General features: G+C 42.8%; 14 protein-coding genes. 9 read left to right on the forward strand and 5 right to left on the reverse strand.

Annotated features, from left to right (window positions below):
• The first annotated feature begins 36 nt into the window (after positions 1 to 36).
• The 3 genes from truB (at position 37) to D7V32_RS08010 (ending at position 2,292) form a co-directional block, all read left to right on the forward strand.
• The gene (truB, locus tag D7V32_RS08000; protein WP_120402360.1) at positions 37 to 942 is read left to right on the forward strand and encodes a tRNA pseudouridine(55) synthase TruB; all 906 of its coding nucleotides are present in this window, start codon (positions 37 to 39) and stop codon (positions 940 to 942) included.
• A 33-nt stretch (positions 943 to 975) separates the two neighbouring features.
• Complete coding sequence (locus tag D7V32_RS08005) at positions 976 to 1,743, forward strand: sulfite exporter TauE/SafE family protein (protein ID WP_120402361.1); 768 nt, start codon at positions 976 to 978, stop codon at positions 1,741 to 1,743.
• Positions 1,744 to 1,833: 90 nt separating this feature from the next.
• Complete coding sequence (locus D7V32_RS08010) at positions 1,834 to 2,292, forward strand: hemerythrin domain-containing protein (protein WP_120402362.1); 459 nt, start codon at positions 1,834 to 1,836, stop codon at positions 2,290 to 2,292.
• A gap of 79 nt (positions 2,293 to 2,371) precedes the next feature.
• Here the strand turns inward: D7V32_RS08010 and D7V32_RS08015 are convergent, their stop codons facing one another.
• Positions 2,372 to 3,247: an EamA family transporter gene (locus D7V32_RS08015; RefSeq protein ID WP_120402363.1), complete on the reverse strand. Its 876-nt coding sequence runs from the start codon at positions 3,245 to 3,247 to the stop codon at positions 2,372 to 2,374.
• A 188-nt stretch (positions 3,248 to 3,435) separates the two neighbouring features.
• Between D7V32_RS08015 and D7V32_RS08020 the strand changes: the two genes are divergently transcribed.
• The gene (locus D7V32_RS08020; protein ID WP_120402364.1) at positions 3,436 to 5,265 is read left to right on the forward strand and encodes an astroprincin family protein; all 1,830 of its coding nucleotides are present in this window, start codon (positions 3,436 to 3,438) and stop codon (positions 5,263 to 5,265) included.
• A 51-nt stretch (positions 5,266 to 5,316) separates the two neighbouring features.
• Here the strand turns inward: D7V32_RS08020 and D7V32_RS08025 are convergent, their stop codons facing one another.
• Together D7V32_RS08025 and serA are read right to left on the reverse strand one after the other, a co-directional pair.
• The gene (locus D7V32_RS08025) at positions 5,317 to 6,198 is read right to left on the reverse strand and encodes an EamA family transporter (protein WP_120402365.1); all 882 of its coding nucleotides are present in this window, start codon (positions 6,196 to 6,198) and stop codon (positions 5,317 to 5,319) included.
• Between the two features lie 98 nt (positions 6,199 to 6,296).
• Positions 6,297 to 7,529, reverse strand: a complete 1,233-nt coding sequence (gene serA, locus D7V32_RS08030; protein ID WP_120402366.1) for a phosphoglycerate dehydrogenase — start codon at positions 7,527 to 7,529, stop codon at positions 6,297 to 6,299.
• Between the two features lie 356 nt (positions 7,530 to 7,885).
• Here serA and D7V32_RS08035 point away from each other — a divergent pair, with 356 nt between their 5' ends.
• The 5 genes from D7V32_RS08035 (at position 7,886) to craA (ending at position 13,891) form a co-directional block, all read left to right on the forward strand.
• Entirely contained in the window at positions 7,886 to 9,295 is a 1,410-nt protein-coding gene (locus D7V32_RS08035) for an FAD-binding oxidoreductase (protein ID WP_120402367.1), read from the forward strand.
• A gap of 210 nt (positions 9,296 to 9,505) precedes the next feature.
• Positions 9,506 to 9,886, forward strand: a complete 381-nt coding sequence (locus D7V32_RS08040) for a hypothetical protein (protein WP_120402377.1) — start codon at positions 9,506 to 9,508, stop codon at positions 9,884 to 9,886.
• Between the two features lie 93 nt (positions 9,887 to 9,979).
• On the forward strand, positions 9,980 to 11,341 hold the full coding sequence (locus tag D7V32_RS08045) for an AbiH family protein (RefSeq protein WP_120402368.1): 1,362 nt from the start codon (positions 9,980 to 9,982) through the stop codon (positions 11,339 to 11,341).
• A gap of 88 nt (positions 11,342 to 11,429) precedes the next feature.
• Positions 11,430 to 12,311, forward strand: a complete 882-nt coding sequence (locus D7V32_RS08050; protein ID WP_120402369.1) for a pirin family protein — start codon at positions 11,430 to 11,432, stop codon at positions 12,309 to 12,311.
• 350 nt (positions 12,312 to 12,661) lie between these two features.
• Complete coding sequence (gene craA, locus D7V32_RS08055) at positions 12,662 to 13,891, forward strand: chloramphenicol efflux MFS transporter CraA (RefSeq protein ID WP_120402370.1); 1,230 nt, start codon at positions 12,662 to 12,664, stop codon at positions 13,889 to 13,891.
• 68 nt (positions 13,892 to 13,959) lie between these two features.
• On the opposite strand, the gene D7V32_RS08060 is transcribed toward craA, so the two are convergent.
• Together D7V32_RS08060 and D7V32_RS08065 are read right to left on the reverse strand one after the other, a co-directional pair.
• Positions 13,960 to 14,259 (reverse strand): DUF3817 domain-containing protein, encoded by a 300-nt coding sequence (locus tag D7V32_RS08060; RefSeq protein WP_120402378.1) that lies wholly within the window; start codon positions 14,257 to 14,259, stop codon positions 13,960 to 13,962.
• A gap of 150 nt (positions 14,260 to 14,409) precedes the next feature.
• A partial coding sequence (locus tag D7V32_RS08065; RefSeq protein WP_171407610.1) for an FUSC family protein occupies positions 14,410 to 15,137 on the reverse strand: 728 nt, incomplete at its 5' end.

A 15,137-nucleotide genomic window follows, 5' to 3' on the forward strand; every position in this document is an offset into this window, starting at 1 on the left:
TTAACATGGCGAAGATTTTTTATCCTTGGTTTTGTTATGAAATCATCATCTCCTAAAATTCAGCGCCGTGCGCTGAGCGGTGTATTCTTGTTAAATAAACCGTTAGGCATCAGTTCAAATGCGGCGCTGCAAAAGGTCCGCTGGTTATACCGTGCGCTGAAAGGCGGCCATACTGGCGCGCTTGATCCATTGGCATCAGGCCTGCTGCCGATTTGCTTAGGAGAGGCGACCAAGTTTTCGCATTATTTACTGGATTCGGTGAAGCGCTATCAGACGACTGTGTTTTTAGGGCACAGCACCACGACAGGTGATGTTGAAGGGGATGTGCTGCGTGAACAAGCTGTTCCAGTTTTGACTGAAGACGTAATTTTGCAGGTGCTGGCGCAATTCACGGGCGATATTCAGCAAGTGCCGCCAATGTACTCGGCATTGAAGAAAGAAGGCCGTCCGCTCTATGAATTGGCGCGTAAAGGGATTGAGATTGAGCGTGAAGCGCGTCCAATCACCATTGAGGCGATTCAGCTGCTGTCATTTACTGAAAATAGCATTACTTTAGATATCACTTGCTCTAAAGGCACATATATCCGTGTCTTGGGTGAGGATATAGCCAAAGCTTTAGGCACATATGGCCATTTAACTTATTTACACCGTATTCAAACGGGTCATTTTGAGCTGATTCCAAGCTATACCATTGAGTATCTGGAAAGCTTGACTGAACAGGAGCGTGAAGCGCTGCTGCTGCCGGTTTATGCCCCAATTGAATATTTCCCGCATGTACAAGTGCCTGAAGGCCGCGCAGAATATTTCAGCCGCGGTATGGAAAGCAATATTGAGCATGATGCTGTACCGGAAGCGCTGGTTTTTGACGGTGAAAAATGCCTAGGGCTGGCAGAAATTACAGATAAAAAACGTTTAGTGCCAAAACGTGTATTAAACTTATAATTAAAATAGATCATTTGGTAAAAAGGATGAGACATGGAAATTGAAGTAATCATCAGTCTGATCTTTTTTGCTTTTTGTGCTGGAGTGATTGATGCGGCTGTCGGCGGCGGCGGCCTGATTCAGATTCCAGCGCTGATGAGCGCTTTTCCGAATATGGCGCCCGCAACTTTATTTGGCACCAATAAGCTGGCCGCCGTGGTCGGTACGGCGACTTCTGCAGTATCTTTTGCCCGTAAAGTCCGATTTGAATGGAAACTGCTGGCAGTGGTCGCCGTATGCGCAGCGGTCAGCTCTTTTGGCGGCGCAGCCAGCGTGTCCTTAATTCCTAAAGATATTTTACAGCCTTTTATCTTAATCATGCTGATTGTCATGGCGGTTTATACCTTCATGAAAAAACAGTTCGGTCAGGTGCATATAGCGCAGCCTGTGACAGCCAAAGTCCTGATTTTGGCTGGGATAGGCAGTCTGGCGATCGGTTTTTATGACGGATTATTTGGCCCCGGTACAGGCAGTTTTTTTATTTTCTATTTCATCCGTTATTTACGGGTCGATTTTTTACATGCAGCGGCATTGGCTAAAATTGGCAATGTCATGACCAATTTGGCGGCGCTGACATTTTTTATTCCTGCTGGGCATGTGCTCTTTATGGTGGGCGGCATGATGGCGGCAGCCAATATGGCTGGTTCGATTTGCGGCGTGAAACTGGCGCTGAAATATGGCAGCGGCTTTATTCGTATTCTATTTTTAATTTTAGTCAGTATTTTAATTTTGCGTTTGGCATATCAAATGTTTTGGATTTAAGGAACAAAAAAAGAACAGTCTGTACACACTGACATCTGCCCAGCTCAGCTAGGATAATAAATCTGCTTGGTTTTAGAGGTGTTGATATAGATGAATATATTTGAAGCTTTACGCCAAAGTCATGAAAAGCAGCGGAAGCTGGCAGATCAGCTGCTGCAGACTTCAGGAAATACGGCAGAGCGCAGCAATTTATTTGAGCTGTTGAAAAATGAGCTGTTTGCGCATGCTGTCGGTGAGGACCGCTATTTATATATTCCGCTGATGATGACCGATTCAGGTTTGAATATTACCCGTCATGCGTTGGCTGAACATCATAAAATGGATGAGCTTTTGGAACAGCTAAGCGCAACAGAATTCAGCAATCCGGGCTGGCTAAGCATCGCTAAAAAATTGGCTGAAACGGTGCATCACCATTTGCAGGAGGAAGAACATGGTTTTTTTCAGCAAGCGGGAAAAATTTTAACTGCAGAACAAAAAAGCAGTTTGGCGCAGCAATATTTGTCTGAATATCAAAAATATAAAAAGGCAGACAAAGACAGCTTGGTTTAAATCCGCTGCTGCAGCGTTGTTCAGTTCAGATTCAATCACTGCTATAGCAAGGGCTTAAAAAACTTTTTAAAATTATAGTTTAGCTTGTTTCAGTCTGCTTTTGTTTCGCTGAGCGCATGGTTACGCCAATAGAAGCGGTCATGACGCAGAGCAGCGCAATCCATTGCAGCCCGCCGATTTTTTCGCCTAGGAGTAAAAAACCAGTAAGGGCTGCCAGCGCTGGAGCAAGGCTGGAAAGCGTACCATAGCTGAGCTTATTTAATACTTTTAGGGCTTTTAAATCTAAAGCATAAGGAATAGCCGTTGCTAAAACAGCAATCGCTAAGGCTTTGCCCCAATATTGTGTATCAATCAGCGCCGCGGCATTGTTATATAAGCCAATGGGCAACAGGCTCAGTGCAGACAGGCTGATGGCGATGGTCAGCGCATGCATGCCGATATTTTGATGCACTACTCTTTGACCGAAATAAATATAAAAAGCCCAGCACAGCCCTGCGCCAAGCGCACAGGCTGCGCCAAAGATTGAAAACTGATCTGACGAGGCCTGTCCCCACGGTACCATCAATGCAATGCCTAAAATGGCCAGCAAAACCCAAATATAATCACTGCGCCGCTGAATAGAGAGCAGCGCTAGCCCCAATGGGCCAATAAATTCTAAGCCGACAGCAATGCCTTGAGGCAATTTACCCAAAGACATATAGAACAGTACATTCATAACGCAAAGCGCTGCGCTGTAGCAGAGTAAATCACGCCACTTGAGTACAGAAAGCCGTTTTAAAATATGCCATGAGCGGAACATCAAACAGACAATGATCGAGGCAAAGCATAAACGCAAAATCGTAACTGAAAGCGGGTCTAAAACGGTAAACAGCTGTTTAGCAAAAGAGGCGCTGATTTGGTAGGACACCATAGACAGCAGCATGAACATGACCGCAAGAAGTTGTGAGTGTTGCATGTAAATGCAGTGCCTGAGCAGATGTATAAAGTTGTGGCAGTATAGCAAAGCTGCTTGAGCGGACAGTAGCCTCATTGCACTATTATTGCTTCGATGTTCATGTGAAAAATGTAATGCAATTGAACGTAATATAAATAAAATCAATAATATGCTGCTTTTGTTTTTTTATAAAAAATTGGGAAAATATAATGAAATTAAAACTGCAAGTACATGCAGCTATGCTGGCATGTGTTTTAGGAACTTCTTTAGCGGGATGCGGTTCTGGAAGCAGTGACAGTGCTTCAAGTGCAGAAACAGCGGTGGAAAAGTCTGTAAAAGCATTGGTTCAAACTGCAGCAGGATCAGCATTGGCAGGTGCTGAAATCAGTATCGGCGGACAGCTTTTCTCCACCGATGCATCAGGCAATGCAGAATTCAAAGTTAAACTTCCTCAATCTGCTAAAACTGTGGTTGTGACTATAAAGAAAGCAGGCTTTATTACGCAGTCACTAGAATGGAAAGTGGATGAAATTGCGCAGCTGTCTGCCAATCTTTTGCCAATTAAGCAAGTTTTAACAGTGGCTAAAATTGAAGAAGAGCAAATTATTCAGTCCGCATTTATGAATGCGCAAATTTCGATTCCTGCAAATGCCTTTGTGCTGCCGAATGGACAGCCTGCAATGGGTGAAGTCACTGTTGAATTTACCCCGTGGGATATTCAGGGCAGTGATTTAAATGCAATGCCAGCGAATGGCGCAGCCTTGGACGCAGCAGGCAATCCAGCCGTGTTGATCAGTGCTGGTATGATGACCGCGACATTTACCAATGCCGCAGGTCAAAAGCTGCAGCTTAAATCAGGTGTCACTGCAGATATTCAAATGGACTTGCCGTTAAGCAGTATTAATAACCAAGCTATGACAGTTGGCACAAGTATTCCAATGTGGTACTTCGATATCACAAAAGGAAAGTGGGTTGAAGAAGGCACACCGGGCACAGTGGTCGCATCGTCATTATCACCGACTGGTTTAGCTGTTCAGGCCACTGTTACACATTTTTCGACATGGAACTGGGACTTTAAATTTGAGAACCCAGGCTCAATTAATGTGAAATGTAAATCTGCAGCCACTTATGTGCCTTGCCACATTACGGCAAAAGTTGAACTGAAAGACGGTTCGGGTTTGACCAAGACCACATCTATTTCAGAAAACGGTGTCGATATTATCAATATGCCGACTGAAGGCCAAATTCACTGGTCTGCGAAAGATACGACGGGGACCTTAATCGGTTCTGCTGTGTCACAGCTGCCGAATGACACAATTGTTGTGATTGACTTAGGTGTGCCTGCAACCAGCAATAAAGTGCAGTGTGTGCTTGAAGACGGCACAGCTGCAGCCTGCAGCGGTGAATTTACGACCACTGTCGGTACAATGCTGAAAGCTGCTGAGTTTAATGCGCCTAAAGAAGGGACACGTGTATTGACAGGTCTTAAGTCTGCAAATGATAAATTGGTGTGGTCTGCGCAAACTGAAATTACTTTAGAAGGTGATCAGTGGGTGCGCTATGTTGGCGCGGCAGTTTCGACCAGTAAGTCGGATGTGAAAATTGTGCTGAAAGACAAAGAAGTTGTCGCTTCAGATAAAGGTTTAAGTTTCTTTGTACAGTGTACTTCTGGCCATGATTATAATACTGGCGCACCTGTGACTAATGACCCGCTTTTAATTGGTAAGCCTTGTGAAATTGAAGTCAGCTTACAAATGGCTGACAGTATTAATGAGTATGATCATAAACTGCAATTCAGCAGTACTTATGGTGAGAAAAAACTGATCCGCTTGCCAAACCAGTATGCAGGCTTTAAATGGCTGGATGAGGGTAAGATTAGCAGCCTCTATCTTCAAGGCCGTATGCTTCAGGGCACCTATTGCGGTTCTAAATGGACAGAGGGTTTTAAACGTTCTGAACAGCCATTAATGATGATTTCTTTATGGGGAGGTAATGCTCCAGTTGAAACAGAAGAATATTTCTGCCAGATGCCGACTTAAAAGATCTGTATGAAATAAAAAAACCGCACTAATGTGCGGTTTTTTATTGGTCTAGTTTTTATTGATCGTGTTTTTTGCCTGCTGGGCGGTAAATGTACAGCCCATAGATGCGCTGATAATGACGGCCAATGCCAGCCACTGCGTCCAAAGCAATTGTTCATGCAAAAATACAAAACCTGAAAGTGCTGCAATTGCAGGCTCTAAACTCATCAGTGTGCCAAAGCTTAAGGCAGATAAATTGCGTAGCGCAATCATTTCTAAAGTAAATGGCAGCGCACTCGCCAATACGGCTAAAGCGATAAAATAAATCAGATTGGATGGCTCAAAGACATGAGCGGGCATCCCTAGAAAAAGGGCAATTGGCATGAGGCACAGCATGCCGACAAACATGCCAAGGCAGACAGTATGATTGCCTGAAACCCCAGAAGGGCGCTGACCCGCCATAATATATAGAGCCCAGCAAGCGCCAGCGCCGAGAGCAAATGCAATGCCAAGCGGATCTAAGCTTTGATCTGCTTGGGCAAAGGGAAACAGCAGCGCCAAACCTAAAATAGCCAGACCGACCCAGATAAAGTCATACTTTTGCCGTGCATGAAATAGGGCAACACTGAGCGGGCCAATAAACTCGAAGGCGACTGCAATGCCAAGCGGAATACGGTCAATGGACAGATAGAACAAGGCATTCATGCCTGCCAGCGCCATACCGTAGCTGATAATGGCTTTCCAGCGCACATCTTTAAAATGTATTTGCCAAATTTTAAATATCACAGCCAAGATCAATGAACCCAGCAAAAGACGAAGCGCGGAAATCGTCATGATGGGAAATTGGTCAATTAAGATTTTGGCCAGCGCGCCGCTGCTCTGCATACTGATCATAGCAATAAGCAGCAAGACCAAGGCAAGCAGGTGAGGGCGGTTATTTAAATTTGGCATGGATGAATTTGTTTTGACAACTCAGATAGCGGATGAGCAGAATCATAGCAAATAAAAAAACCACAGGCCGGAACCTGTGGTTTTTTACAACAGTTAAATTAGAACAATACGCGTACGCGGATTGTGCCTTCAACTTCGTGCAAGGTGTCTAACGCTTCTTGAGAAGCAGTTGCATCGACGTCCATTACGAGGTAGCCAACATCACCTTTAGTCATTAGAGACTGGCCAGAAATGTTGATGCCGTGTTCAGCAAACAAGTTGTTGATTTTAGACAGTACGCCCGGAACGTTTTTGTGAATGTGAAGCAAACGGTGTTTGCCTTCAGTCAACGGAAGCGCGATTTCAGGGAAGTTCACAGCAGATAAAGTCATGCCTTTGTCTGAGTAAGCAACAAACTTTTCAGCAACTTCAAGGCCGATGTTTGCTTGAGCTTCCATTGTAGAACCGCCAACGTGAGGTGTTAAAATCACGTTTGGAATGTTGCGAAGCGGAGAAACAAACTCTTCGCCATTCGCCTTAGGTTCTTTCGGGAATACGTCAACCGCAGCGCCGGCAATGTGGCCAGACTTAAGCGCATCTGCAAGATCTTCAATCACAACACAGGTACCGCGTGCAGCATTGATGAAGATTGAACCTTGTTTCATTTGAGCAAATTGCTCTTTAGTCATGAAATTGCGTGTAGACGGCACATCAGGAACATGAAGTGATACTACGTCTGCATTTGCAAGAAGTTCACTCATTGAGCCAACTTGACGTGCATTGCCTAATGGCAGTTTAGTCACTGTGTCAAAATAGATCACTTTCATACCCATGCTTTCTGCAAGAACAGACAGCTGAGAACCGATCGAACCGTAACCTACGATACCTAGAGTCTTACCACGTGTTTCAAATGAACCAACTGCTGATTTATTCCAGCCGCCTGCGTGTGTATCTGTAGATTTTTCAGGTACACGGCGAAGAAGAAGAATCGCTTCAGCAAGTACAAGTTCAGCAACAGAACGAGTATTTGAGTATGGCGCGTTGAATACAGGAATACCGCGAACCATCGCAGCGTTCAAGTTCACTTGGTTTGTACCAATACAGAAACAGCCCACAGCAATCAGTTTGTTCGCCGCTTCAAAAACTTCTTCAGTTAATTGAGTACGTGAACGGATACCCACAAAGTGAGCATCTTTGATCGCTTCTTTCAGCGCATCACCTTCAAGCGCTGTTTTACGGTAATCGATGTTTGTGTATCCGGCAGCATTTAATGTGTCGATTGCGTTTTGGTGAACGCCTTCTAACAACAAGAAACGAATTTTATCTTTAGGCAAAGAAAGATGTTGGCTCATTACGGCTCCGCTACAAAGGCCAAATTTAGTGCGCATATCATATCATAGCTATTAGTCCGATATACATTTCCTTTATGACGCAGCAGCGCTGTATTTTGGCAAATTATGTGACAGAACTTGTCGCGGATGGTCTAACTAACTGTGTAATTTACAAAGTAACATTTACAAAACGCTTATTTCTTCGGGTTTCTGTTCAAAAATGCCTTATAATATGACTCCGTGATGAAAGCCAAGCCAGTATCGCTGGCTTTAAAATCACAGCCAGTCTATTTATTGTTCTTTTGCGCCAGCGGTTCAATAGAATAATGCCTAGACCCCGAATACCTCTTGTTTAATCCTTGCAAGGTCTGAAAACGATGAATGCTCCAGTCGCTTTAACCCCAGAGTTATTGACCCAATTGACCGCTATTGTTGGCGAAAACCGCATTAAAACGGATGCGGACAGTCTCGAAAATTGGGGACGTGACCACACTAAGCACTTCGATCCAAACCCGTCAGTCATCGTATTTCCTTCTTCTACTGAACAAGTTCAGGCCATTGTGAAGCTGGCAAACCAATTTAATGTTGCGATTACGCCAAGCGGCGGCCGTACTGGTCTTTCTGCAGGCGCAGTCGCTGCCAACGGTGAAATCGTTATCAGCATGGACAAGATGAACCAAATTTTAGAATTCTTCCCTGCTGACCGCATGGTGCGCGTTCAAGCAGGCGTAGTGACTGAACAGCTTCAGAACTATGCTGAAGAACAGGGCATGTACTACCCAGTAGACTTTGCTTCTGCTGGTTCAAGTCAAATTGGCGGCAACATCGGCACGAACGCTGGCGGTATTAAAGTCATTAAATATGGCATGACACGTAACTGGGTGTTGGGTCTGACTGTAGTCACAGGTAAAGGTGACATCCTTCGCTTGAACAAGGGCATGATCAAGAACGCGACAGGTTATGCGCTGCAGCATCTATTTATTGGCGGTGAAGGTACTTTAGGTTTAGTGACTGAAGCTGAAATTAAGCTTGAGCGCCAGCCGCAAGACTTGCAAGTGATGGTGCTGGGTGTGCCTGATTTTGATGCAATCATGCCAGTACTGCATGCTTTCCAAGCGAAAATTGACCTGACTGCATTTGAGTTCTTTGGTGAAGTGGCAATGCAGAAAGTGCTTGCAAACGGCCATGTACAGCGTCCGTTTGAAACGGAATGCCCATTCTACGTTTTACTTGAATTTGAAGCGCCATTTGAGCCGATTATGGACAAGGCGATGGAAATTTTTGAGCACTGCATGGAACAAGGCTGGGTACATGACGGCGTGTTAAGCCAAAGCTTAGACCAAGTAGAAAGTTTATGGCGTTTACGTGAAGACATTTCTGAGTCAATCGCGCCATTTACGCCGTACAAAAACGACATTTCAGTTTTAATTACGCACGTACCTGCGTTTATTAAAGAAATTGATGCAATTGTGGCAGACAACTATCCAGACTTTGAAATCTGCTGGTTCGGTCATATTGGTGACGGCAACTTGCACTTGAACATTTTAAAACCTGAGAATTTAACGAAAGATGAATTCTTTGGAAAATGCCAAGTGGTGAACAAGTATGTATTTGAAACTGTGAAAAAATACGACGGTTCAATTTCTGCAGAACACGGTGTAGGCATGACTAAAAAGCCATACTTAGACTACACACGTTCAGCGGAAGAAATTGAATACATGAAAGCGCTTAAGCAAGTATTTGACCCGCAAGGCATTATGAACCCAGGTAAATTGTTTGATCTTTAATTTTTAAAGATTAAGAATAAAAAAACGCATCTTCGGATGCGTTTTTTTATGGAACGTGCGGAATACTTGCCGCACTCGCGTATCTTGCACTTGTATTATTTAAAACTGAATTTGGTGCAGAAGCAACGGAGCTTACATTTACCAAATAGAGTAAGCGGGCAGAACAAGGCATCATGCGCTGTATTGATGTTTGTTTATTGGGATATAAAGATGAAAACAAGTCTAATGACAGCTGCAGCAGTATGTGCGCTGATGTTTACGGGTTGTGCGACCACACAAAAAATTGCCAATAAAGTGAATATCGGCGGTTCGGATACGCCATTGGCGCAGGTATTAAAAGAGCGTGATGATTTGCGTAAGGAATTAAGTACGGTTGAAATCCGTCAGTACTTTAACAGTGTAGAGTCGCCAACGGCTGCTGAAGTGAAAGTGACTCAAACTGGTTTAATGGATGATTCTGTAAAATCGGTTCGTACGGTGTACCGTTTTAAAAATGTAGACGGGCAATGGAATCAAGTGGGTACGTCTAAAGAGTACCAATGCTACCGCGGTAAAAATACCAAGGCTTTCCAAACAGCGAAATGCCCTTAATAAATCTTTGATTTGTGGTTGAAAATTAGGAGGAAATGCCTCATAAAAAGCGTATCAGTTGATGCGCTTTTTTATTGGGGTTTTATAAGAACAATGAATATTTTGATTGTGGGGAACGGCTTTGATTTGTCGCATTATTTGCCGACGAAGTATGACCATTTTATGGATGCGATGAATGCCATAGAAAACTGGGATGAAGATAAAGGTGATATGGGCTTTGATGATCTTTTTGGTAAAAAATATTGGCATACAGATGAAGAGACGGGTGAAGAGTGGCAAAACAGTTTTTTTCAGCATACAAAAGCAATGTATAGAACTGATGAAATAAAAATTTCAGTTGATCAAATTAAAGTGTTGAAAGAGCAACTGAAAGATAATGTGTGGTATCAGTATTTTTCAGATCATGTGCGAGAGGTGAAAACATGGATTGATTTTGAAAATAAAATTAAAAACGCTCTTTACGAGATTTCAATATTTTTTTTAGCCGTTGAGAATGTCGCTAAAAAAAACAGCCAATTTTCATCTGTGATTACACATGATGAGAAGGTTAATAATAGTGTATTGATTAACAAACATACATCTAGTGTCTTGGATTTATTAGGAATATTGGATTGTACTTTTTATAAATGGTTAGATGGTAATTTGGAGCAATGTAGCTGTAATGATGAATGGATAAATACCAGATACAAAGTAAAGGAAAAATTTATTCAAGAAAATAAACTATATAAGAAAATTAAATTCGAAGCGGTTGAAAATCATTTGCAAAGTAATATAAATAATTTTTCACAATTATTTAATGAATATTTGCTTTTGATTGAGAGTCTCTTTTCAAAAAAAATACCTAGTATGAAAAGTGATTTGAAAATATTAAAAATGAGCAAAATAGATAAAGTATTTTCTTTTAATTATACGAGTACGTTTGAACATTTGTATGGGACAGTAGGTGTTGATTTTTTACATGGGAAAATTTCTAAGAATAAAGAGGAAGTAAATATTGTTCTAGGCGTGTCAGAATTAGATAAGCATAGTCTTATGAAATATGGTTTTTACGGTTTTCTTAAATATCATCAAAAACTTTTGAATGATACTGATTATTTATTTTTAGATGACTCAACAGAGTTGGTTCAAGAAATTTTTAGTTCAAGTGATTATTTAGATTTGGGTACTAATTTTAACTTTTATATATGGGGTCATTCTTTAGATTCATCTGATGAGCAATATATTAAAGAATTATTTTCTTTGAATACTGATGTAGATCAAAATGTTAGAGTTATAGTTTTATATTTTAATAAACAAGCTAAATTTGACTCTTTAGCTAACCTTTTGGATATTTTAGAAAAGGAAAAAGTAGAGAAATGGATGAAAAAAGGTTGGCTAAAATTTGAAGAGAATCCTGATATTGCAAAGCTTAATGGGATAGAACCTGTTGAATTACCAAAAATATCAGCATCCTAAAACTGGAATACTGAAAACCACTTAGCCTATCGAATCCCTGTACTTGATAGGCTAAGATCAAAGCATCAAAAAGAATGCATACAACAACATGAAAACCCTCGCCTTTATTCATAACACCACAACCCAATCTGCTGTAGGTGACTTCTCCCCAGTCACCTCAGTATTTTCCCATTACGAACTGGGCAATACCGTTTCACCATTTTTACTGCTCGACCACTTAGGCCCCGGCACACTCAAACCGACTCAACTGCGTAAAGGGGTAGACGAACACCCGCACCGCGGTTTTGAAACTGTCACCATCATGTTTAAAGGTGAACTCGAACACCGCGATACCACAGGCGGTGGCGGGGTGATTTATGCAGGCGATGTACAGTGGATGACAGCAGCCTCAGGCATACAGCACAAAGAAGTCTTTAGCGAAGCATTTTCCAAAACAGGCGGCCCATTTGAAATGCTCCAGCTGTGGGTCAACTTGCCAGCCAAAGACAAAATGAACCCGCCACGCTACCAAAGCCTAAACAATGACAGCATCCCTAAAATTCCTTTCGCAGATCATGCAGGTGATGTACGGGTTATTGCAGGTGAGTTTGCAGGTCATGCAGGCCCAGCAGAAACGCATACGCCTATGCAAGTGTATGATGTATTTATAAAACAGGGGCAAACCGTACAGCTGCCTGCACAAGCAGGAGATACCACCCTCATTTATATGCGTTCAGGCCGTGCAGTATTTGCAGCAGATGATGAAGAACTGGAAGATAACAGCTTGGCGGTGATGTCCAGCTTAGGTGAAAACGTAGAAATCACGGCACTGCGTGACTGCGCAATATTATATTTAAGCGCTGCGCCTTTGCATGAGCCGCTATATGGCCGCGGTTATTTTGTGATGAACAGCTATGCAGAAGTCTTGCAGTGCTATGAAGACCTGAAAAACGGCACATTTATACACAGCCCTGCAGAGGGTGGCGAATAAATGCTTTTCATCTATAAGCAATGAATAAAAAGAATAAAGTTCCTTCAATTTTTTTAAGAATGGGCTTTCATTAAGGCCTTAATGTCATCGCACTGCAAAAATCAGCGCATACAATCTAAATAAACACTGTTAAAATGATCTGACTTAAATCTGCAGCTGCGGGTTTAAGTTCCATAATGAATACAACATTTTCTTTTATCAGCATCTTGTGAACACGATGCCGCACGGCGGATCTCCCGCAAAATTTAAATTTTTTAATGAATTTCTGTGCTTGCCATTGGGCGGACTTGTCCCTCCCTCAATTTAGACACTGTCCAATTGCGCAAGTACCTGTATATATGTAGATAACAATGCAAAACTTAGCGACAGCCAAGCTGAGCCGCGCAACATTAATGTTTCCGCTGGCCTTGGTTTTATTTGAATTTTCAGTTTATATCGGTAATGACTTAGTGCAGCCTGCCATGCTTGCCATTACCAAAGAATTTGGCGTCAGCAGTCATTGGGCGCCATCTTCCATGTCCTTTTATTTACTGGGCGGCGCATTTGTCGCGGCCATTTTAGGGCCGCTGTCAGACCGCTTAGGCCGTAAAAAAGTTCTGCTGGGCGGTGTCGCATTTTTTGTGCTGACCTGTTTAGCCATTTTATTAACCAAAAATATTGAAAGCTTTTTGGCGCTGCGTTTCTTGCAAGGTTTTGGCCTGTCGGTGATTGCTGCTGTCGGCTATGCGGCCATTCAAGAAAGCTTTGATGAGCGAGATGCCATTAAAGTCATGGCGCTGATGGCCAATGTGTCATTGCTTGCGCCATTGCTCGGGCCAGTTTTAGGCGCTGCTATGATTGAACATGTGTCATGGCATTGGGGTTTTATCGGTATTGCTTTTTTGGCTTTTCTCAGCTGGTTTGGCCTAAAAGCCAAAATGCCGAATACCAAGGTCAGCATACCTAAGCAGCCGATTGCCTATATTTGGGATGACTTTAAAGCTGTGCTGAAAAATAAGCATTTTTTACAGCTGACTTTTTCATTGCCTTTGATGGCTATGCCGCTGATGCTGTGGATTGCGCTGTCACCTGTTATGCTGGTAGAGCAATTTGGCCTAAGCAGCATGCAGTATGGCTTAGCGCAATTTCCTGTTTTGGGCGGCCTGATTGCAGGCAATTTGGTGCTGCTGAAAGTCATTGACCGTTATGCCTTAGGTGCAACGGCTATGTATGCTGTGCCGCTGATGTTTGCAGGCGCTGTAATCGTGGTATTAGGGCTGTTTATTCCTGCGTATTTTGTTCCTTGTTTAATTGCGGGCATGACGCTGATCAGCTTTGGTGAAGGGATGAGTTTTTCGGTGCTGTACCGTTTTGCCCTGATGTCATCTGAAGTGTCCAAGGGCACAGTGGCCGCGACAGTTTCTGTCCTGCTGATGATGAGTTTCTTTACAGTAATTGAAGTGGTGCGCGTGCTGTATACGCATTTTGATATTTGGGCCTACGGCTTGTCTTGTTTTATCATGCTGGCTTTGTGGTTTAGCTGGCCGCGAGCAGGCTTAAAGCAGGCCATGCATCTGCGTCAGCAAAACGGCGAATTTTAAGCGCTGTATCAATATGTAAATCAAAAGGGAAGACAGTTCGTCTTCCCTTTTCCATGTCAGCTGTACAATTAAGCTTGTGCAGGCGCTTGCTCTAAAGACTTTAATTTTTTGTCAAATAAAAATGGCGCAAAAGGCAAAATAGAAGCAACTAAACCCATTAAGAACATTTTTAATGGCCATTTTTGTTTTTCACACACAGTGAAAAGCACCGCAAGGAATAAGATAAATAATACGCCATGACCCATTCCGACATATTTCACTAATATCGGGTTGCCCATCATATATTTCATTGGCATAGCAATAAATAATAATAAAAGGAATGAAATGCCTTCTAGAATTCCAACAAGACGTAAAGTTTTAATGTTCATGGTCATTGGCTGCATGAGAATGAAAGCTGAGTGTACATAAACTTGTTCAAAAATAAAAATGAAAAGTTGAAATAAATTTATAAAAATCAAATATTAAAATCCAAGTTCAGCGCTTGGATTTACAGTTTTTAGTTGTTAAGTTCAAATAATCTATTTGATTTCCTGACGGAATAATTCAGTTCGCAGTTTTAACAGCTCAGGCAAAGTTTCTAACAGCAGGCTGATTTGTTTCAGCACCAAATGCAAATGGCTGGACAGATTGTCCTGTGCATTCAGCTGCTGAATGTGCTGCAGTTTTTGCTGGATTTTCTGTTCAGCTAAGGGCTGTTGATGCAGCAAAACGGCAGTCAAAGCAGATTTGCACCAAAGCATTAAATCGAGAACTTGCTGATCTTGCATCTGTTCACGGTGGCTGCCCAAAGCTGAAATATAACTAAGCTGGCTGTGGCTGTAGACCAAATAGCGGAATGCATGATGAATCAGCTGCGGGTCTGGGTTCGGTTCGGTACTCAGGCTGGAAATCATGCTGGCCAGTTCAGTTTGTGCATTGTGCGCATCACGCCGTGCACGGCGGTAATCCATACTGTTGTTTTGTCCCTGCAGATATTGCTCAGCTACAGCATCGAAATAATTCAAGGCAGCTTGGGTGCTTTTATGAATGGTCTGGGAGATATTGCGGAAGTTCCAGTCTGGCCAAATAAAGCTGACTGCAAACCATGCAATGCCGCAGCCAATGAAGGTATCGATAATGCGCGGTAAAATAATGGCATAGCCTGCGCCTTTTAAATTGAAAATCAGCAGCACCATCAAGGTTGCCGTGAGAGTCGCCATAGCGTATTTTTTGGCGCTGAGTTGACTTCCTCCCCGACCTAAAGGAT

This window comes from Acinetobacter tianfuensis (assembly GCF_003611465.1).
Taxonomy (GTDB): domain Bacteria; phylum Pseudomonadota; class Gammaproteobacteria; order Pseudomonadales; family Moraxellaceae; genus Acinetobacter; species Acinetobacter tianfuensis.

Bases quoted from the DNA above. Each gene is read 5' to 3' on its own strand.
- truB (WP_120402360.1), top strand. From the start codon at position 37: ATGAAATCATCATCTCCTAAAATTCAGCGCCGTGCGCTGAGCGGTGTA.
- D7V32_RS08005 (WP_120402361.1), top strand. From the start codon at position 976: ATGGAAATTGAAGTAATCATCAGTCTGATCTTTTTTGCTTTTTGTGCT.
- D7V32_RS08010 (WP_120402362.1), top strand. From the start codon at position 1,834: ATGAATATATTTGAAGCTTTACGCCAAAGTCATGAAAAGCAGCGGAAG.
- D7V32_RS08015 (WP_120402363.1), bottom strand. From the start codon at position 3,247: ATGCAACACTCACAACTTCTTGCGGTCATGTTCATGCTGCTGTCTATG.
- D7V32_RS08020 (WP_120402364.1), top strand. From the start codon at position 3,436: ATGAAATTAAAACTGCAAGTACATGCAGCTATGCTGGCATGTGTTTTA.
- D7V32_RS08025 (WP_120402365.1), bottom strand. From the start codon at position 6,198: ATGCCAAATTTAAATAACCGCCCTCACCTGCTTGCCTTGGTCTTGCTG.
- serA (WP_120402366.1), bottom strand. From the start codon at position 7,529: ATGAGCCAACATCTTTCTTTGCCTAAAGATAAAATTCGTTTCTTGTTG.
- D7V32_RS08035 (WP_120402367.1), top strand. From the start codon at position 7,886: ATGAATGCTCCAGTCGCTTTAACCCCAGAGTTATTGACCCAATTGACC.
- D7V32_RS08040 (WP_120402377.1), top strand. From the start codon at position 9,506: ATGAAAACAAGTCTAATGACAGCTGCAGCAGTATGTGCGCTGATGTTT.
- D7V32_RS08045 (WP_120402368.1), top strand. From the start codon at position 9,980: ATGAATATTTTGATTGTGGGGAACGGCTTTGATTTGTCGCATTATTTG.
- D7V32_RS08050 (WP_120402369.1), top strand. From the start codon at position 11,430: ATGAAAACCCTCGCCTTTATTCATAACACCACAACCCAATCTGCTGTA.
- craA (WP_120402370.1), top strand. From the start codon at position 12,662: ATGCAAAACTTAGCGACAGCCAAGCTGAGCCGCGCAACATTAATGTTT.
- D7V32_RS08060 (WP_120402378.1), bottom strand. From the start codon at position 14,259: ATGAACATTAAAACTTTACGTCTTGTTGGAATTCTAGAAGGCATTTCA.